Source organism: Paractinoplanes bogorensis (assembly GCF_018829635.1).
GTDB classification, from domain to species: domain Bacteria; phylum Actinomycetota; class Actinomycetes; order Mycobacteriales; family Micromonosporaceae; genus Actinoplanes; species Actinoplanes bogorensis.
The window spans coordinates 123330-139314 of record NZ_JAHKKG010000009.1 but is presented as its reverse complement, the minus strand read 5'-3'; the positions used below and the strand labels follow the sequence as shown (position 1 = coordinate 139314).

General features: G+C 69.7%; 12 protein-coding genes and 1 riboswitch. Of the genes, 4 read left to right on the top strand and 8 right to left on the bottom strand.

Annotated elements, in window-relative coordinates:
* Positions 1 to 89 precede the first annotated feature (89 nt).
* Complete coding sequence (locus KOI35_RS28675) at positions 90 to 932, top strand: hypothetical protein (protein ID WP_215791751.1); 843 nt, start codon at positions 90 to 92, stop codon at positions 930 to 932.
* Here KOI35_RS28675 and KOI35_RS28670 read toward each other — a convergent pair.
* Positions 929 to 2479 (bottom strand): cation:proton antiporter, encoded by a 1551-nt coding sequence (locus KOI35_RS28670; RefSeq protein WP_215791750.1) that lies wholly within the window; start codon positions 2477 to 2479, stop codon positions 929 to 931. The two genes, KOI35_RS28675 and KOI35_RS28670, sit on opposite strands and share 4 nt — an antisense overlap.
* Positions 2480 to 2521: 42 nt before the next feature.
* Positions 2522 to 2612, top strand: a riboswitch (ZMP/ZTP riboswitch).
* 18 nt (positions 2613 to 2630) lie between these two features.
* Between KOI35_RS28670 and KOI35_RS28665 the strand changes: the two genes are divergently transcribed.
* The gene (locus KOI35_RS28665) at positions 2631 to 4055 is read left to right on the top strand and encodes a glycine hydroxymethyltransferase (RefSeq protein WP_215791749.1); all 1425 of its coding nucleotides are present in this window, start codon (positions 2631 to 2633) and stop codon (positions 4053 to 4055) included.
* A 40-nt stretch (positions 4056 to 4095) separates the two neighbouring features.
* Here KOI35_RS28665 and KOI35_RS28660 read toward each other — a convergent pair whose 3' ends face one another.
* The gene (locus KOI35_RS28660; RefSeq protein ID WP_308121192.1) at positions 4096 to 4983 is read right to left on the bottom strand and encodes an aminoglycoside phosphotransferase; all 888 of its coding nucleotides are present in this window, start codon (positions 4981 to 4983) and stop codon (positions 4096 to 4098) included.
* 23 nt (positions 4984 to 5006) lie between these two features.
* Here KOI35_RS28660 and KOI35_RS28655 point away from each other — a divergent pair, with 23 nt between their 5' ends.
* Entirely contained in the window at positions 5007 to 7634 is a 2628-nt protein-coding gene (locus KOI35_RS28655; protein WP_215791748.1) for an AAA domain-containing protein, read from the top strand.
* Here the strand turns inward: KOI35_RS28655 and KOI35_RS28650 are convergent.
* From KOI35_RS28650 to KOI35_RS28640, 3 genes are all read right to left on the bottom strand, one after another.
* Complete coding sequence (locus KOI35_RS28650; RefSeq protein WP_215791747.1) at positions 7631 to 9877, bottom strand: hypothetical protein; 2247 nt, start codon at positions 9875 to 9877, stop codon at positions 7631 to 7633. The two genes, KOI35_RS28655 and KOI35_RS28650, sit on opposite strands and share 4 nt — an antisense overlap.
* Before the next feature lie 10 nt (positions 9878 to 9887).
* Positions 9888 to 11936 carry a hypothetical protein gene (locus KOI35_RS28645; protein WP_308121191.1) on the bottom strand — a complete coding sequence of 683 codons (2049 nt, stop codon included), beginning with the start codon at positions 11934 to 11936 and terminating at the stop codon, positions 9888 to 9890.
* A gap of 66 nt (positions 11937 to 12002) precedes the next feature.
* Positions 12003 to 12644 carry a VanZ family protein gene (locus KOI35_RS28640; protein WP_215791745.1) on the bottom strand — a complete coding sequence of 214 codons (642 nt, stop codon included), beginning with the start codon at positions 12642 to 12644 and terminating at the stop codon, positions 12003 to 12005.
* Between the two features lie 107 nt (positions 12645 to 12751).
* Here KOI35_RS28640 and KOI35_RS28635 point away from each other — a divergent pair, with 107 nt between their 5' ends.
* The gene (locus KOI35_RS28635) at positions 12752 to 12961 is read left to right on the top strand and encodes a hypothetical protein (protein ID WP_215791744.1); all 210 of its coding nucleotides are present in this window, start codon (positions 12752 to 12754) and stop codon (positions 12959 to 12961) included.
* A gap of 25 nt (positions 12962 to 12986) precedes the next feature.
* On the opposite strand, the gene KOI35_RS28630 is transcribed toward KOI35_RS28635, so the two are convergent.
* From KOI35_RS28630 to KOI35_RS28620, 3 genes are read right to left on the bottom strand one after another with little or no spacing between them, the layout of a single operon-like run.
* Positions 12987 to 13784: an ATP-binding cassette domain-containing protein gene (locus tag KOI35_RS28630; RefSeq protein WP_215791743.1), complete on the bottom strand. Its 798-nt coding sequence runs from the start codon at positions 13782 to 13784 to the stop codon at positions 12987 to 12989.
* On the bottom strand, positions 13781 to 14800 hold the full coding sequence (locus KOI35_RS28625; protein ID WP_215791742.1) for an ABC transporter permease: 1020 nt from the start codon (positions 14798 to 14800) through the stop codon (positions 13781 to 13783). Before KOI35_RS28625 ends, KOI35_RS28630 begins: the two co-directional genes overlap by 4 nt.
* Before the next feature lies 1 nt (position 14801).
* Positions 14802 to 15863, bottom strand: coding sequence for a substrate-binding domain-containing protein (locus KOI35_RS28620; RefSeq protein ID WP_215791741.1), 1062 nt, complete (start codon positions 15861 to 15863; stop codon positions 14802 to 14804).
* Positions 15864 to 15985: the final 122 nt, after the last annotated feature.

The window sequence follows — 15985 nt, the reverse complement described above, 5'->3', positions numbered from 1 at the left end:
TAACGGGGTATCGGCGCGAGCGGTCGTTAGGCACAATCACCCGGCGACGAGCCTCGATGGAGGCTCGCACGGGGGAAAGGAACCAACGGGTGAAGTCTGCCATTCGTCCGATTCTGGCGGCCCTGCTCGCCGCGGCCACGGTGGGTGCGGTCGCCGCGCCGGCCCAGGCCGCGCCGGCCGACAAGCTGCCCGTCACCATGACGTTCGAGCTGGTCAAGCCGGTCGTCCAGGTCGGCTACGGCGTGCAGGTGCGTGGCACGGCGGCGGCCGGCGCGACCGGCAACGGCGGCAAGGTCGACATTCTCTTCAAGGCGCTCGGCGAGGAGGAGTTCACCAAGAACAAGACCCTCACCGTCAAGGACGACGGAACCTTCACGGGCTGGGACACGGCCGGTCACACCACCGACGCCGGCTACCACGAGGCCGGCGCGTATCAGCGTGGCACCTACCGCGCGGTCTACCGGGGCAACGCCGAGCGCGAGTCGGCCACCGCCGAGGCCGAGCTGGGCGTCTTCGAGTGGCGGCTCACCGACGCCAACAACCCGACCGACCTGTGGTCGTGGGAGCAGACCTGCCTGCCCGACGACGCGGCCAGCTGCTCGGTGTTCAGCCCGCGGATCACGGTCGACAACGGGCCGATCAGCGTGCGTTACGAGCAGAACTGCTACCCCGAGGGCGCGACCCGCTACATGAGCTTCGCATTCCTCAAGGGCAACTCGACGGTCAAGCCGTCGCCGCGCCCGCAGGAGGCGTACCGCATCCCGCAGTGGGTGGAGCGTCCGGCCCAGGAGGGCAGCGTCTACGGCGGCACGATCCTGACCGGTCTCGACCTGACCGGCCGGTTCTTCGTCCGGATCCCGTACGGCTGCTGGATCACCGTCCAGATGAGTCAGGCGCACTACGAGAAGTACGTGTACGGGGAGATCTCCTAACGCGCGGTGTCTTGGGCTGCTTGCCGTAGGTCGATGTCCTCGATCATCTCGCGGGCGATCTCCTCGGTGAGCCGGTGCTCGTGCACCGCGACGCCGAGCGCCAGCCGCTGGGCCTCGAACGACGCGTCGAGGTCGGCGGCCGGCTCGGCGGCGGCCGCGGCGACGATCTCGTGGGCCCGTTCGCGCTCGGCCTCCTCGGCGGCGCGTTCCGCGGTCAGGTCGAACTTCAGCCGCCGGGCCAGCCAGCCGATCGTCGTGCCCTGCAGCAGCAGCGTGCCCAGCGTGACGAAGAGCGCGATGGCCTGGATGGCGTCGCGGGCGGGGAACTCGGCGCCGGACGCCGTCGTCTCGGGAATCGAGGCGGCGGCGGCCAGCGTCAGGATGCCGCGCATGCCGGTCCAGCCGACCAGCAGCGTCTCCTTCGACGTCGGCGCGGGCAACGGTTCGCCGCCCCGGCGCTGATGGCGTTCCTGCCAGCGCTGGTAGCGGGCCCGGAACCGCGCGTCCCGCTCGACCCGCCGCTGGTTGCTCCGCTCCTTCAGCCGCCAGCGGCCGAACAGCACGAACACGCCGGTCAGGCGAAGCACGATCGCCGCGACCAGCAGCACGGCGGCCGCGATCAGCGTGCGGACCAGGCCCGGCTCATCCGACCGGGCCAGATCCTCCAGGACGAACTTCAACTGCAGCCCGATGTACGCGAACACGAACGTCTCGAGCAGGAAATCCAGCACCCGCCAGACCTGTTCCTCCTGCAACCGTGTCCGGTACGCGCCCGGATACTGATGCTGCGGGTCGAGCGTCAGGTTCACGCTGATCGAGAAGGCGGCCATGACGACGGCGAGGATGCCCGACGCGTGCGCCTCCTCCGCGGCCAGGAAAGCGGTGAACGGCACCAGCAGCACGAGCGACGTCTCCAGCGTCGGATTGCGCAGCCGCTTGCGGATCCGCAGCGCGATATAGCCGAGCGCACCGCCGATGGCGAGCCCGACGAACGCCGTACGGAGGAACTCGGCGAAGCCGCCCCGCCAAGTGGTGTGTTCCCCGTTGACCGCGGCCACCGCGATGCTGAACAGGGTGAGCGCCGTCGCGTCGTTGACCAGGCTCTCCCCGGTGAGGATCGAGGTGACCCGCCGCGGCAGCCCGATCTCGGCCCCGTGCGAGACGGTGGTGATCGTGTCGGGCGGCGCGAGCACGGCACCGAGCACGAACGCGACGGACAGCCCGATCGTGGGCAGCAGCCACGTCGACAGCAGCCCGAGCGCGCCGCAGGTGACCGCGACCAGCACAACGCCGAGCGCCCAGATCGCCCGGAGGTTGGCGCCGAAGCCGGCGAACGAGGCGCCGCGCGTGGCCGAATAGAGCAGCGGCGGGATGACGAGGGCGAGGATGACCTCGCTCTCCAGCTCGAGCCGGGGAACACCCGGGATGAACGACGCCGCGGCCGCCAGCACCACGATGATCATCCCGGGCTCGACGCCACGGCGTTTCGCCATGGACGACACGAAGATGCCCAGACCGATGATGAGCAGGATCTGTACGCCGTTCACCAGCACACCCTAGTGATCGAAGGCCCCGGCGCCGGTATGCTCTCGGTGGGCCGTGACTGGCGCGTCAAGGTGGTGAACCACCGGGGAGCGGCTCCGTCATCTGACGAACCTGCCGTGCGCCTGGGCCTCTGCATCGTGATAGGGAGGTTCCATGCCTGAGCTGAACGCCGAATCCGCCGCTTTCCGGTCCGCCCTCGAGGTGGTCCGGACGGTCGAGCCGCGCATCGCCGACGCCATCGCCAAAGAGCTGACCGACCAGCGCGAGTCGCTGAAGCTGATCGCCAGTGAGAACTACGCCTCACCGGCCGTCCTGCTGGCCATGGGCAACTGGCTGTCCGACAAATACGCCGAGGGCACGATCGGCCGCCGCTTCTACGCCGGCTGCCAGAACGTCGACACCGTCGAGGCGGTCGCCGTCGAGCACGCCAAGGCCCTGTTCGACGCGCCCTACGCCTACGTGCAGCCGCACTCCGGCATCGACGCCAACCTGGTCGCGTACTGGGCCATCCTGGCCGACCGGGTCGAAGTGCCCCATTTGAAGAAGTTCGAGAAGCGTCAGGTCAACGACCTGAGCGACGCCGAGTGGGCCGAGCTGCGGCAGGCCTTCGGCAACCAGCGCATGCTGGGCATGTCGCTCGACGCGGGCGGCCACCTCACCCACGGCTTCCGGCCCAACATCTCGGGCAAGATGTTCGACCAGCGCTCGTACGGGGTCGACCAGGCCACCGGCCAGATCGACTACAAGGCGCTGCGGGAGACGGCCCGCGAGTTCAAGCCGCTGGTGATTGTGGGCGGCTACTCGGCGTACCCCCGGAAGGTGAACTTCGCGACGCTCCGCGAGATCGCCGACGAGGTGGGCGCGACGTTCATGGTCGACATGGCGCACTTCGCCGGTCTGGTCGCGGGCAAGGTCTTCACCGGCGACTTCAACCCGGTGCCGCACGCGCACATCGTGACCACGACCACCCACAAGTCACTGCGCGGCCCCCGCGGCGGCGCCGTGCTGGCCCAGGCGGAGTTGGCCTCCCAGGTCGACCGCGGGTGCCCGATGGTGCTCGGTGGCCCGCTGTCGCACGTGATGGCGGCCAAGGCGATCGCCTTCGCCGAGGCCCGGCAGCCGTCGTTCCAGACGTACGCGCAGCAGATCGTCGACAACAGCCAGGCGCTCGCCGAGGGCCTGCTGAAGCGCGGCGTCCAGCTCGTGTCCGGCGGCACCGAAAATCACCTGGTGCTGCTCGACGTGCACCCGTTCGGCCTGACCGGCCGCCAGGCCGAGCAGGCCCTGCTCGACTCGGGCGTGGTCACCAACCGCAACGCGATCCCGCAGGACCCGAACGGCGCCTGGTACACCTCCGGCATCCGGATCGGCACCCCGGCCCTGACCTCGCGCGGCCTGGGCGTCGCCGAGATGGACCAGATCGCCGAGCTGATCCACACCGTGCTCGCCGGAACCACCCCCGACGCAACGTCAAAGGCGAAGTTCCACCTCGACCCGGCCGTGGCCGACCGCGTCCACAAGCAGGCACACGAGCTGCTGGCCGGTTTCCCGCTCTACCCGACCGTCGACCTGGGCTGACCCACAACGTTCGAGGAGCCGGCCGCCGTGTGGTGGCCGGCTACTCGACGAGCCGTTGGGCGAGCCAGCGCAGCGTGTTCAGGCCCTGCTCCTGCTGCATGTGGCGAAGCGCGGCGGGACCCGGCAAGGGCCACTCGCGCCAAGCTCGGCCGGCCAGACCGGCCAGCGCCACATTGACCGCGTCGGCGGGCGCGTCCGGCCAGACCGAGCGCAGCAACCACTCCGGGTCGTGGCCGCACGCGGCGACGTCGGGAGCCAAGCGCACCACGTCCATCCAGCCGGGAGCGGTCCACAGGTGGGTCCAGTCGACGATGACCAGGGCGCCGTCGGGGCGGCGGATGAAGTTGTCTCGGCGCAGGTCGCCGTGATGCAGGGCGGTGCCGGACTCGAGCGCGGGCAACCACCGGCTCTCCAGTTCGGCGAGCCGGGCCAGCGGAATGTCGACCGGTAGCGGCTTTCCGCGCACGTGATCGACGTCCGAGCGCAGCCCCACGCCGTGCAAGGCCTGCCACGTCCCGAGTAAGGGGACAAAAGCCTCAGAAAATCGCGAAGTGCCGCGCACCGGGCTGAGCCGACGGAGGTCGCGTAGGGCCGCGACGAGTGGGGGCAGGTTGGCCGCTTCCCAGCGAGCCACGGGCGAGCCGTCGACGACCTCGTACGCGGCGATCTCCCAGGCGCCGACTGTTGCGCTGCCGACCAGGCGGGGTCCGCCCACCGCGGCCAGCACGACACCGTTTCGCACGGACGCGTCGGGGGCGGCCTTGACGAAGAGCCTGCGCCCGCGGGCGCCGACGATCACGGAGGCGATCGACGACGTGAAACCGGCGCCCGCCGGATGCTCGGCCACCACCCGCTCGCCCAGCAAGGCCTCGACCTCGGTCTGGACGGCGGAGGGGGCGTCGGCCAACCGGGGCCGGGACTGTTCCACCAGGTCACGGTAGCCTCGGCGCGATGCTTGGATCTGACGTGTTCGAGGTGCTGGCCGACTTGGCGCCGGCCGGGGGCGACCGTGAGCTGGACGTCAGCCGGGGCGGCCAGCCGCTGGCGTGGCTCGACGACGCCGAGCGGGTCGGGCGCACCAAGGAAGCCAACCGTCTGGCCGCGATCGGGGCCCTGCACCGCGAGGAGCGGCCGCTGCGCCGGGGCTGGGGTTTCCTGGTCGGGCGGGCCGAGGTCGAGGGCAAGCAACGCAAGATCCGGGTGCCGCTGCTCAGCCAGCCCGTGCAGCTCGAGCGCGCACTGTTCGGCTATCGCATCGTCCCGGCCGGCGACGTCGAGATCACGCCGCTCATCGGGGATCGGCAACTCGCCGCCGCGCTGGAGGCGGCTCCGGGGCTGGCCGGGCCGGGCTGGCTCGACGCGACCGGCACCAAGGCGTGGCTGTGGTCGGCGGCCGAGGCGACGGGACTGCCGGTTGACGCCGTGGCCACCGGGCGGCGCGCGCCCACCGACCGGGTCGTGCTGGTGCCGCAGGCGGCGCTGTTCGTGGTGCGGGATGTGTTCGGGGCCGGGCTGGCCGACAGTCTGCGCAGCTGGGCGGGCCGCGACCTGACCGGGACGGCGCTGGCCGCGATCTATGGCGGGCACGACGAGTCCGAAGAGGACCCGGCCGAAGTGTTGTCACCCCTGCCGTTGAGCGAGGCGCAGGCGGAAGTCGTACGCCGGGTGCGGACGGCCCCGATCACCGTGGTGTCGGGGCCGCCGGGGAACGGGAAGAGTCACACCGTCGTCGCGGCGGCGCTCGAAGTTGTGCATCGGGGCGGATCGGTGCTGGTGGCGACCCAGTCGCCGCACGCCGCCGAGGTGCTGGCGGGGCTGCTCGAGCGTTATCCGGGGCCGGTTCCGGTGCTGTTCGGCGATGCCGCGCGGCGGGAGAGCCTGGCCGCCGAGCTGACCGCCGGGTTCGAGCGCGGCACGTCCGACGGCGAGCTGCGGGCGGATGCCGAGGCGGTGCGGCGCGCACGTGATCGCGTACGGGAAATCAGGTCTGGTCTTGAATCGGCTTTAGAGCGGGAGATCCGGGCGGCCGAGCTGCCGGACTGGGAACCGCAGCTGCCGGGGCTGGCGGCGGACGTGCCTGGCGCGTTCAAGGAAGGCGTCGACCTGGAGCGTGCGGAGGCCCGGCTCGCTCGGGGCGGGCTGGCCCGATGGTGGACCTTGCGGCGCCTCGGCCAGGAAAAAAGCGTTATGAAAGCCTTGAAAGCCGCGAAAGCCCAGCAAGCCGCCGCAAGAATCGCCGCGACCGGTGGCACCGACCTGGATCCGCACTGGGCTGACCTGCACGAGGCCGAGCAGGCGCTGGCCCAAGCGGTCGGGGAGGCGATGCGCCGGCAGGCCCGCAGCGAGAAGCGGTGGGACAAGGCGGCCCGCAGGGCGGCGGCCGAGCTGGCCGCGGCCTTGCGGGCGGGGCGTAACCGGCGTCGGGAACTGCTGGCCGCGATCGAGGCGGAACCGCTGGTACGCGCTCTGCCGCTGTGGATCGGCACGGTCGCCGACGTGGAGGATCTGCTGCCCGCCGCGCCCGGGATGTTCGACCTGGTGGTGCTGGACGAGGCGTCCCATGTGGACCAGGTGCGCGCGGCGCCGGTGCTGGCCCGGGCCCGGCGCGCGATGGTGGTGGGTGATCCGCGGCAGTTGCGGTTCGTGTCGTTCGTGAGCGACGTCGACGTGGCCGACGTGCTCGCGCGGCACGGCGCCGGCGAGCGGCTGGACGTCCGCCGGGTGAGCGCGTACGACCTGGCCGCGGGCGCCGCCCCGACCACCTGGCTGGCCGAGCATCACCGCAGCGTGCCGCACCTGATCGGGTTTTCGGCGCGGCGCTTCTACGGCGATCGGCTCGACGTGCTGACCCGCACCCCGGCCACCGAGCGGACCGACGCGATCGACATCGTGCACGCGACGGACGAGATCGCGGCGGTGCTCGAGATCGTCGAGAAGGCGGCGGGTGCGCGGGGGATCGGGGTGATCTCGCCGTTCCGCCCGCAGGCCGACGCGCTCGAGGCGGCGCTGGTCGAGGCGTACCCGGTCGAGCGGATCGAGGAGCTGGGTCTGCGGGTCGGGACGGTGCACGCGTTCCAGGGCAGCGAGGCCGAGCTGGTGATCGTCTCGCTCGGCCTGGCCCCCGACGACCCACCCAACCGGCGTCGTTTCGTGGCCGATCCCAACCTGTTCAACGTGATGGTGACGCGGGCGCGGCGGCGGCTCGTCGTCGTGTCCGGTTTGTCCAATCCGGACGGCCTGATCGGCGAGTTCTTCCAGTACGCATCGAAGCCGCTCGACAAAGCAGATAAATCGCATCCGCAGCAGAGCTGGACGTCCGAACTCGCGGCCGAACTGGACCGCCTCGACGTGCTCACCCGGCCCGCATACCAGGTCGGGAGGTGGACGATCGACCTGTGCCTGGGCCCGGACGACAACCCGATCGGTGTCCTCTGCGCCCCGCATCCCGACGGCCCCGCCGCCCACCTGGCCCGCCAGCGCGCCCTGACCCAGGCCGGCTGGCGGCTGCGCGACGGTTTCGCGAGTCGCTGGAACAACGACCCCCGCCGCGCAGCCCTCGAACTGAGAGCCGGCCTCTAGGACCGATCGGTTCCGATGTGCACGTCCAGATCGGCCGGCTCGGAGATCTGGTCCCACGCCTTCGTCTTGAGCCGGTTGCTCTGCCGCTCACTCTCGAGCAGCGCCGCCCGCAGCTCCTCGGCGTCGGTGATCTCCTTGGCCGTGACCGCGTCGGCCGCCGTGGTCGCGCCCTGCACCACCTCGAGGTGGGTGCCGTCGGTCGGCATCAGCTCGGACCACTTGGCCAGGCAGTAGACCTTCTCCGGCACGTCTTGGCACGGTTCGCCCAGCTCGGGCATCTCGTCGGCCGAGCCCAGCGCCTCGGTGCGGAACTTGGACAGCTCGTCCACGAACTTCTGGAGCCGATCCTCGACCCGCGGGTCGAGCCGGGTCGCCACCGCCTTGCCGAAGATCCAGCGCAGCGCGGTCAGTTCCATGCCGGCCCGCACCGGCAGATAGAGCTTGGCCCAGCTGGCGTTGAGGAAGTCGCCCGGGTCGAGTTCGGGGGCGCGCGCGTCGCCGCCGGACCACCAGCCCGGGTAGGAGACGAAGGACGCCCGCTCCCAGTCGAACACCCGGTTCCAGAGGTCGATCTCCCACGCCTCGTCGCGGACGCCGGCCGGGAAGTGCTCGGCCACGATCTGCGAGATCATCTCGTTGACCGGCGAGAATCCGGCGCGCAGCCGGGCCTCGAACTCGTCGGCGGCGATCGCGGCCGCGGCCAGCAGTTCGTCGCGCTTGTCGGTCCACTCCTGCAGGCCGGTCACATAGGCGGCGACCAGCGCGTTGTAGGCGGCGTCGTCGGCGTTCTGGCCGGCGTTGGTCGGCGCCTGCTGGAAGTTGGCGGCGACCTGGACGTCGGCGCCCGGCCCGCCGATCCACATGGCGGCACCCACGTGGACGCGTACGCGCACCACCGTGCCGCCGTCGGACGAGGTGACCAGCGGCGCGCCGACCACGCGGGCCGCGATGCTGTCCGGCGGCCGCCGGGTGATCAGGTTGACGTTGGCGCGAATGAAGTCGACGTCACCGTCCCACAGCCAGCCGGCGTCGAACGGCACGTCGACGTCGTAGTCGGCGCTCATGTCACCGACGACGCCCCACTTGTCCAGCGTCTTCACGGCCGAGTAGAAGACCTTCGTGGGCGCGGCGGCGGGCTGTCCGGGCGCCGGGCGCACGGGCATGGTGGGCGGCGTGCCGGCTGCGGTCGCCGCCTGCTCGAGGATCCGCTGCCGGCCGTCGCTGATCTTCTTGGCGAAGGCGAGCGCCGGTTCCTTGACCGTGGGCGCCCAGCAGATGCGCGCCCCGTAGCGTTCCTGGGCCAGTTCGAGGCGCTGCAGCACCTTGAAGTAGTGCAGCGTGATCGGCGTGACCCGGTTCGGGTTGCGGACGGTGCGCTTCGACTTGGTCTCGGAGCCGGTCTCGGTCACCAGCTTGAAGTCGGTCTTGTGCTGGGTCCGGTAGCGGGCCGCGACCTTGGAGGTGGCCGTGCGGCTGTCCTTGACCGCGCGCCGGCTCGTCTCCTGGTTGGCCTCGGTGACGTTGCGGGTGTATCCGATGGTGTGGCTCGCGTTGAACGTGCCCCAGAACCCGGTCGGGCTCGTGTACGACCCGGTGTGGCTCGCGTTGAGCCCCCACGTGTCGGAGATCGACTTCTGCCGCTCGAAGCCTTCCTGCAGCTCGGTGGTGAGAGCGCTGGTCAGCTCGATGTCGGTCTGCTGCTCGGTCTCGTCCTGTTCCTCGAGCGTCAGTTCCTTTTTGGTGTACGTCCGTTGTTCGAGCACCGCCTCTTCCCCCGGGGCCAGCGCGAGGGCATAGACATGCTCGCCGAGCGCGAAGCCCATCGGCCGGATGCGTGTGCGGTCGAGGAACGCGATGCCCACGTCGGACTGGAGCAGCCCGGCGATGAACTCGGCGTCCTGGTCGCCGAGCAGGGTCGGACGGCTGGCCGGCCGTTCCCGGTGCGACATCGTCGGGTCCTGCCCGGGCAGATTTTCCTCGGCCGCGTCCATCGCGTTGGCCGACCACACCTCGGACAGGCCCAGCTGCTTGAGCAGGTGGGGCAGCCGGTCGCGGTCGATGCTGCCGTAGCGGGTCGCCTCGATCAGCGCCTGCTTCACATAGAACGGCAGGATCGGCGTCCGGCCGTCGTCAAACGTGAGCAGCATCGGGACGAAGTAGTTCGAATAGACGTAGCGGTCGGAGTGCGCAGCGCTGAAACCCAGCGTGTCGGTGTCGGCGTTAGCGACGACGACGATGCCCATCGGCGGCCCTTCAGAGTGGAATTTTGAACAGTGCGTGCAGACCCTGGTACGCCATCTCGTGCGAGGTGACGAAGAAGCCCGGGAAGACCTGACTGAGTGCGGCCTGGCGGACGACCGTTTCCCGTACGGCGTGCGCGGTCAGCTCTTCGAGACCGGCCGTGACCTCGGGCGGGACTTCCTTCGAGAGCTTGCGATAGGCCTCGGTGAGCCCGGCCCAGTCGCCGTCGAACGCCTCGCCCAGATCGTCGGCGACCTTGGCCCACGTCTTTTCGAAACGCTCGAGCTTGGTCGACGAGGTCCAGTCGACGTTGGTCATCCTGGTCGCTTCGGTGTCGACCAGCAGCAGGTCGGAGCGCAGTTCGCCGACGGTGGTGCCGGCCTTCCACCCGAACCGGTCGGCCAGATGCCGGGCCAGGGCCTTCTCGGCGCCGGCCTTGGTCGCGTCGCCGGTGAACCCGACCAGCTCCAGCAGCAGCTCGCGGTCGGGGTGGCTGAGCAGCATCTGCGCGATCGTCTGCTTGAGCACGGCGTCGGCGCCCTTGAGGGTCGCCGCCAGCTCGGGGTCGGCCTTGCGGACGGCGTCGACCACGGTCGAGATCGCCTTCTCGGTGTGGGCCTGCAGGCCGGGCGCCTCACCGAGCATCTTGGTGATCTCGCCCGCCATCCGCCGGTGCACCTGCTGCCCGAGCCGCCAGGCCTCGACCTTGGCCGCCTTGCGAAGCGCCCGGAACTCCTCCCAGGCGACCTTTTGCAGCAGGCGGTTGAGCACCGTCGAGAGCCGCTGTTCGAGCTGCTGGAGGACGGCCGCCCGGACCGCGGCGCGGCTCACGTTGGCCTTGGGCGGTTTGACCTCGCGGAAGACATCGTCGAGCCGCGTGAGGATCTCATCGATCGCGGCGTTCAGCTCGCGGCGGGTGGCCTTGCGCCCGGCCGATGACACGGTCTCGGACACGCTGGCCATGAGCAGCGGCTTCCCGTTCTGGCTGACCATGAACGAGAACGGCGACCCGGCCCCGGCGAACGCCTCGGCATGGGCGGCCGGCGTGACCATCGTGATGGCCAGCTCGTCACCGACCAGCAGCACGCGGCCGCGCCGGATGAGCGGGCCGAGCACCTCGGGCGGGAAGAGCGTCCGCAGCGTGGCCATCCCGACCCGGGGGAGGGCGGTGATCGTGGCCTCGCCGATCGCCAGCAGCAGCGCAGCCAGCAGCCGGGCCTCGGCCACGGCTCCGCGCACGGCGGTGAGCAGCAGCGGGGCATAGCGGACGGCCGCCCGCACGGCGACCCCACCCAGCAGCCGGGCCAGCTGTACCAGGCCGGTGAGCAGCTGGAACAGGTCGCCGGCGATGCGGCCCAGCATGCGCCCGGCCGCAAACGGGTCGAGGTTGGCCAGATGCCGGCCGAACTCCTGCTCCCACCCGCGCCACAGCGCGAGCACCCGATCGTCGATGGTGGTCGGGTCGAGCGCCGCCACGATGCCCCGGAACGCCTCGCGCACGACGAGTGCCTGTTCGGCGATGCGCTGCAGACCTGCTCGCGGGTCGACGCTCAGCACGATCAGGGTCGCCATCTGCTCCTGCTGCAACCGCCCGATCAGCAGGACGAGCTTGCCGAGGTCGACGACCACGGTGGCGAACGACTCGGCCACCCCGACGACGAAGCCGTCGAAGAACAGCTTCGGGTTGATGCCGTTCCAGGCCGCGTAGTGGCGCATCGCGTCGAGCAGGCCGGGGTCGAGGCCGAGCAGGAAGCCGCGGAACGAGCCGTCCGGGTCGACGTCGGTCGAGGCCAGGTCGAAGAACGCCTCGGCCAGTCCGAGGTGGACCAGCATCGAGACCAGGTCCCACGCGTTGTCGGCGGTGATCCGGCCGGACATCGCGGCCAGCACCCGCTCCCGGGTCATCGACCGCGTGGCGTGCGCCTCGACCAGGTATTTGACGGTGAGCGCGACCAGTTCGACCCGCGGGTCGGGCGTCCGGTCCCCATAGACCTGGCTGCGCACGGCGGCCGGCACCCGGGGCACCCAGAACCAGTCCGCGATCATGACGGTGTCGCTCACGCCGCGAAGTGTGGGATCCGCCCTCCACAAACGACAGCAGTTGATCAACATTCCGACACTAAGGCCTTAGGCGCCGGTGAAGAGGGCAACCCGTTCTCTACGCCACCAGCGACGCGAGGCCAGCCCGGCCAGCAGAGCACCGGTCGCGTTGACCAGCACGTCGTCGACCGACGAGACGCGGTCGAGCTGGAACACGTACTGGGAAACCTCGATCAGGATCGAGCAGCCGACGCCGAGCGCGATAATCCGCGGGACAGTGGCCACCGCCGCGAACCGGATCGGCCCGAAGAATCCGAGCGCGGCCAGCACCAGCAGATTGCCACCGATCCCGATCGGTCCCATCGTGGCCAGGTCACGCAGCGGCACCAGACTCACCCGACCGGGCACGATCCCGGCGCCCGGCCCCGGCATGAGCGTCAGCCAGATCCACGGCAGCGTCCCGTAGACCATGCCGACCTCGGCCAGCGACATCCGCCATGCCGCCGGCCGCGGGATCTGCGCCAGCGCCCACACCACCAGCCCCGCCACCGGGAGCAGCACCAGCACCATCAGCACCACGCCGTTCTCGTTGCCGAGGCAGCCCCGCCAGTTCCCGCTCAGGCAGTTGGGGGCCGACATCAAGAGCGGTTTCCGTACGACGTAGAGCGCGCTCACCAGCATCACGAGCACCAGACCAAGGGCAGCCGTCCTGCCCGCGTACTGCTTCATGCCCCAGAGTCAACCGGAACGTCTGTCATGGCGGCATAAGCGCTAATGCCGGCCGACGCGTGACCGATTTATGCGGCCGACTTGAAGCTGACCGGGGGAGCACGGAAATGACTCAGTATCTCGACACCACGACGAACGTGATCAGCGCCTTGTTCGGACCCACCTCGGGGATTCCCTGGTGGGCCTGGCTGATCGTGATCGCCGCGGTGTTCTGGAAGGTTGCCGTCAAGGAGCCCAAGACCGTCACCGAGCGGGACAACGAGATGCTCGGCGAGATGTTCGGTGACGGGTCGGGCAAGAAGAAGAAAAAGAAGTAGCCGGCGCCGGAGCGCCGGCTACCCCTCACGCCGTGTGCGGGGGTGGCTCGGCGGCGCCCGTCATGATGGCCACCGCCTCGCTCATCGAGTGCGACTTCGGGGTGATGACCGTGGCCCGGCGGCCCAGTCGCTGGATGTGGATGCGGTCGGCCACCTCGAACACGTGCGGCATGTTGTGGCTGATCAGGATGACCGGCAGACCCCGGTCGCGGACGTCCCGGATCAGCTGCAGCACCCGGTTGCCCTCCTTGACGCCGAGGGCCGCGGTCGGCTCGTCGAGGATCACCACCTTGCTCCCGAACGCGGCCGACCGCGCCACCGCCACCGCTTGCCGCTGACCGCCGGAGAGCGACTCCACGGCCTGGCCGATGTTCTGCAACGTGGCCACGCCCAGCTCGCTCATGTGCCGCTTGGCCTCGGAGCGCATGTGTTTGCGGTCGAGCATCCGGAACACCGAGCCGAGCGGGCCGGGTCGGCGTTCCTCACGGCCGAGGAACAGGTTGTCGGCGATGTCGAGACCGGGCGCCACGGCGAGGGTCTGGTACACCGTTTCGATGCCGGCGGTCCGAGCGTCCATCGGCGTACGGAACTGGACCTGCTGCCCGTCCAGGAAGATCTCGCCCTCGTCGGGGACCAGCGCACCGGACAGCGCCTTGATCAGGCTGGACTTGCCGGCCCCGTTGTCCCCGATGACGGCCAGGATCTCGCCGGGATAGAGCTCGAGGTCGCTGCCGTTGATCGCGACCACCCGGCCGTACCGTTTGGTGAGCCCTTTGGCCTGGAGCACCGGGGTGGCCGAGTGTTTTCCCGTCGACGTCGTCACGTCTTCACCTTCCGGATCCACTGGTCGAGCGAGACCGCGACCAGCACGAGCAGGCCGATGGCGAATCCCTGCCACACCACCTCGACGCCGCCCAGCTGCAGGCCGTTGCGGAACACGCCGACGATGAGCGCGCCGATCAGCGTGCCGATCACGCTGCCCCGGCCGCCGAAGAGGCTGGTGCCACCGAGCACGACCGCGGTGATCGAGTCGAGGTTGTAGTCGGTGCCGACGTTGGGACTGGCCGAGGCGAGGCGGCCGATCAGGATCCAGCCGCCGACCGCGTAGAGCAGGCCGGCCACCGTGTAGACCGAGAACAGCACGCGCGGGGTCTGGATACCGGCGAGCCGGGCGGCCTCGATGTCGTCACCGGTGGCGTACACGTGTTTGCCCCAGGCGGTCTGCTTGAGGGCGTAGTAGAAGTACGCGAACAGCGCGAGCATGATGATCGACCCGTACGTGAGACGGAAGTTCCCGATCGGGATGGTGCTCCCGGTCCACGTCATCAGGTCGGGCATGTCGGAGCCCCGCACGGTCTCGCTGTTGCTGATCACCGAGTTGAGCGACAGGAAGATGGTCAGCGTGCCGAGCGTGACGATGAACGGTGGCAGCTTGATCCGGGTGACCAGGAAGCCGTTGATGGCGCCCATCGCCGTGCCGCAGGCGAACCCGAGGATCAGGGCCAGCACGCCCGGCATGCCGGCCCGGGTGCAGAAGGCCGCCATGAGAACCCCGGAGAAGACGGCGATGATGCCGGCCGCGAGGTCGATGCCGGCGGTCAGGATGACCATCGTCTGCCCGAGGGCGAGCGTGGCGATCACCGTGACCTGAGCCAGCACCAGCGAGAGGTTGGGAGCGGAGAAGAAGCGGGTGTTGACGATCGAGAACGCGATGATCGCCAGCACCAGGACGGCCAGCGGGCCGAGCACCGGGTTGGCGTGCAGCACATGCTGCACGCGCAGACCCAGCGAGTCCTGCTTGTGGACGTCGAAGTCGGCGGGCGCGGTGGCGGTGGCCATGTCAGCCCCAGCAGTTCTGCTTGCCCCACGCGGAGTCCTTGGCCTCCACGCCGGTCTGCGGGTCGTCGGTGATCAACTGGACGCCGGTGTCGACGAAGGTCTTGCCCTCGGTCGCCTTGGGCTTGGTGCCGTCCTTGGCGTAGGCCGCGATGGCCTCGATGCCCATCTGGGCCATCTTGAGCGGGAACTGCATCGAGGTCGCGCCGATGATCTTCTTGGAGACGTTGTCGACGCCCGGGCAGCCGCCGTCGACCGAGACGATCGTGACGTCCTTCTCCTTACCGGCCGACTTGATGGCCTGGTAGGCGCCGGCCGCGGCGGGCTCGTTGATCGTGTAGACCAGGTTGATCGACGGGTCCTTCTGCAGCAGGTTCTCCATCGCCGTACGCCCGCCGTCCTCGGCGCCGTCGGTGACGTCGTGCCCGGCGATCCGCGGGTCGCTCTCGTCGCCGATCTTCGTCTTGTCCTTGACGTCGATCCCGAAGCCCTCGAGGAAGCCCTGGTCGCGCTGCACGTCGACGGAGACCTGGTTGGCGTTGAGGTCGAGCAGGGCGATCTTGGCCTGCTTGTTGTCCTTGGCGAACTTGGCCTTGGCCCACTGTCCGATCAGGAGACCGGCCTGGTAGTTGTCGGTGGCGAACGTGGCGTCCACCGCGTCCGGCGGGTCGGTCGGCGTGTCCAGCGCGATGACCAGCATGTTTCCGTCGGTCTTGGCCTTGTCGATGCTGGGCACGATCGCCTTGGAGTCGTTCGGGGTGATCAGGAAGCCCTTGGCTCCGGCCGAGATCAGGTTCTCGATCGCCTGCACCTGGGCCTCGTTGTCGCCGTCCTGCTTGCCGGCGAAGGTTTGCAGCGTGACGCCCTGCGCTTTCGCGGCGGCCTGAGCGCCTTCCTTCATCTTGACGAAGAACGGGTTGGTGTCCGTTTTGGTGATGAGCCCGACGACCGTCCCGTCGCCGCTCCCGGAGTCTCCGCCACCGCACGCGGCGGCACCGAGCACCAGAGCGACGGCGCATCCAGCGGCCATCAACCTCCCGGTCCTGGACATGGCGAGATCGCGCATGTCTCCTCCAAATCGATTTAGCAAAATCGAAAGACAACGTTGTCTCGCAGTAGACGCCTGCCGTTAACTCATGTCAACAATGAGTTTCCAAGATGTTGCAATCAGTGATCAACATCGACGGG

What these genes read in the sequence shown, in the direction of transcription:
- KOI35_RS28635 (WP_215791744.1), top strand. Translation starts at nt 12,752, where the DNA reads ATGACTCAGTATCTCGACACCACGACGAACGTGATCAGCGCCTTGTTC.
- KOI35_RS28625 (WP_215791742.1), bottom strand. Translation starts at nt 14,800, where the DNA reads ATGGCCACCGCCACCGCGCCCGCCGACTTCGACGTCCACAAGCAGGAC.
- KOI35_RS28640 (WP_215791745.1), bottom strand. Translation starts at nt 12,644, where the DNA reads ATGAAGCAGTACGCGGGCAGGACGGCTGCCCTTGGTCTGGTGCTCGTG.
- KOI35_RS28665 (WP_215791749.1), top strand. Translation starts at nt 2,631, where the DNA reads ATGCCTGAGCTGAACGCCGAATCCGCCGCTTTCCGGTCCGCCCTCGAG.
- KOI35_RS28650 (WP_215791747.1), bottom strand. Translation starts at nt 9,877, where the DNA reads ATGGGCATCGTCGTCGTCGCTAACGCCGACACCGACACGCTGGGTTTC.
- KOI35_RS28655 (WP_215791748.1), top strand. Translation starts at nt 5,007, where the DNA reads ATGCTTGGATCTGACGTGTTCGAGGTGCTGGCCGACTTGGCGCCGGCC.
- KOI35_RS28620 (WP_215791741.1), bottom strand. Translation starts at nt 15,863, where the DNA reads ATGCGCGATCTCGCCATGTCCAGGACCGGGAGGTTGATGGCCGCTGGA.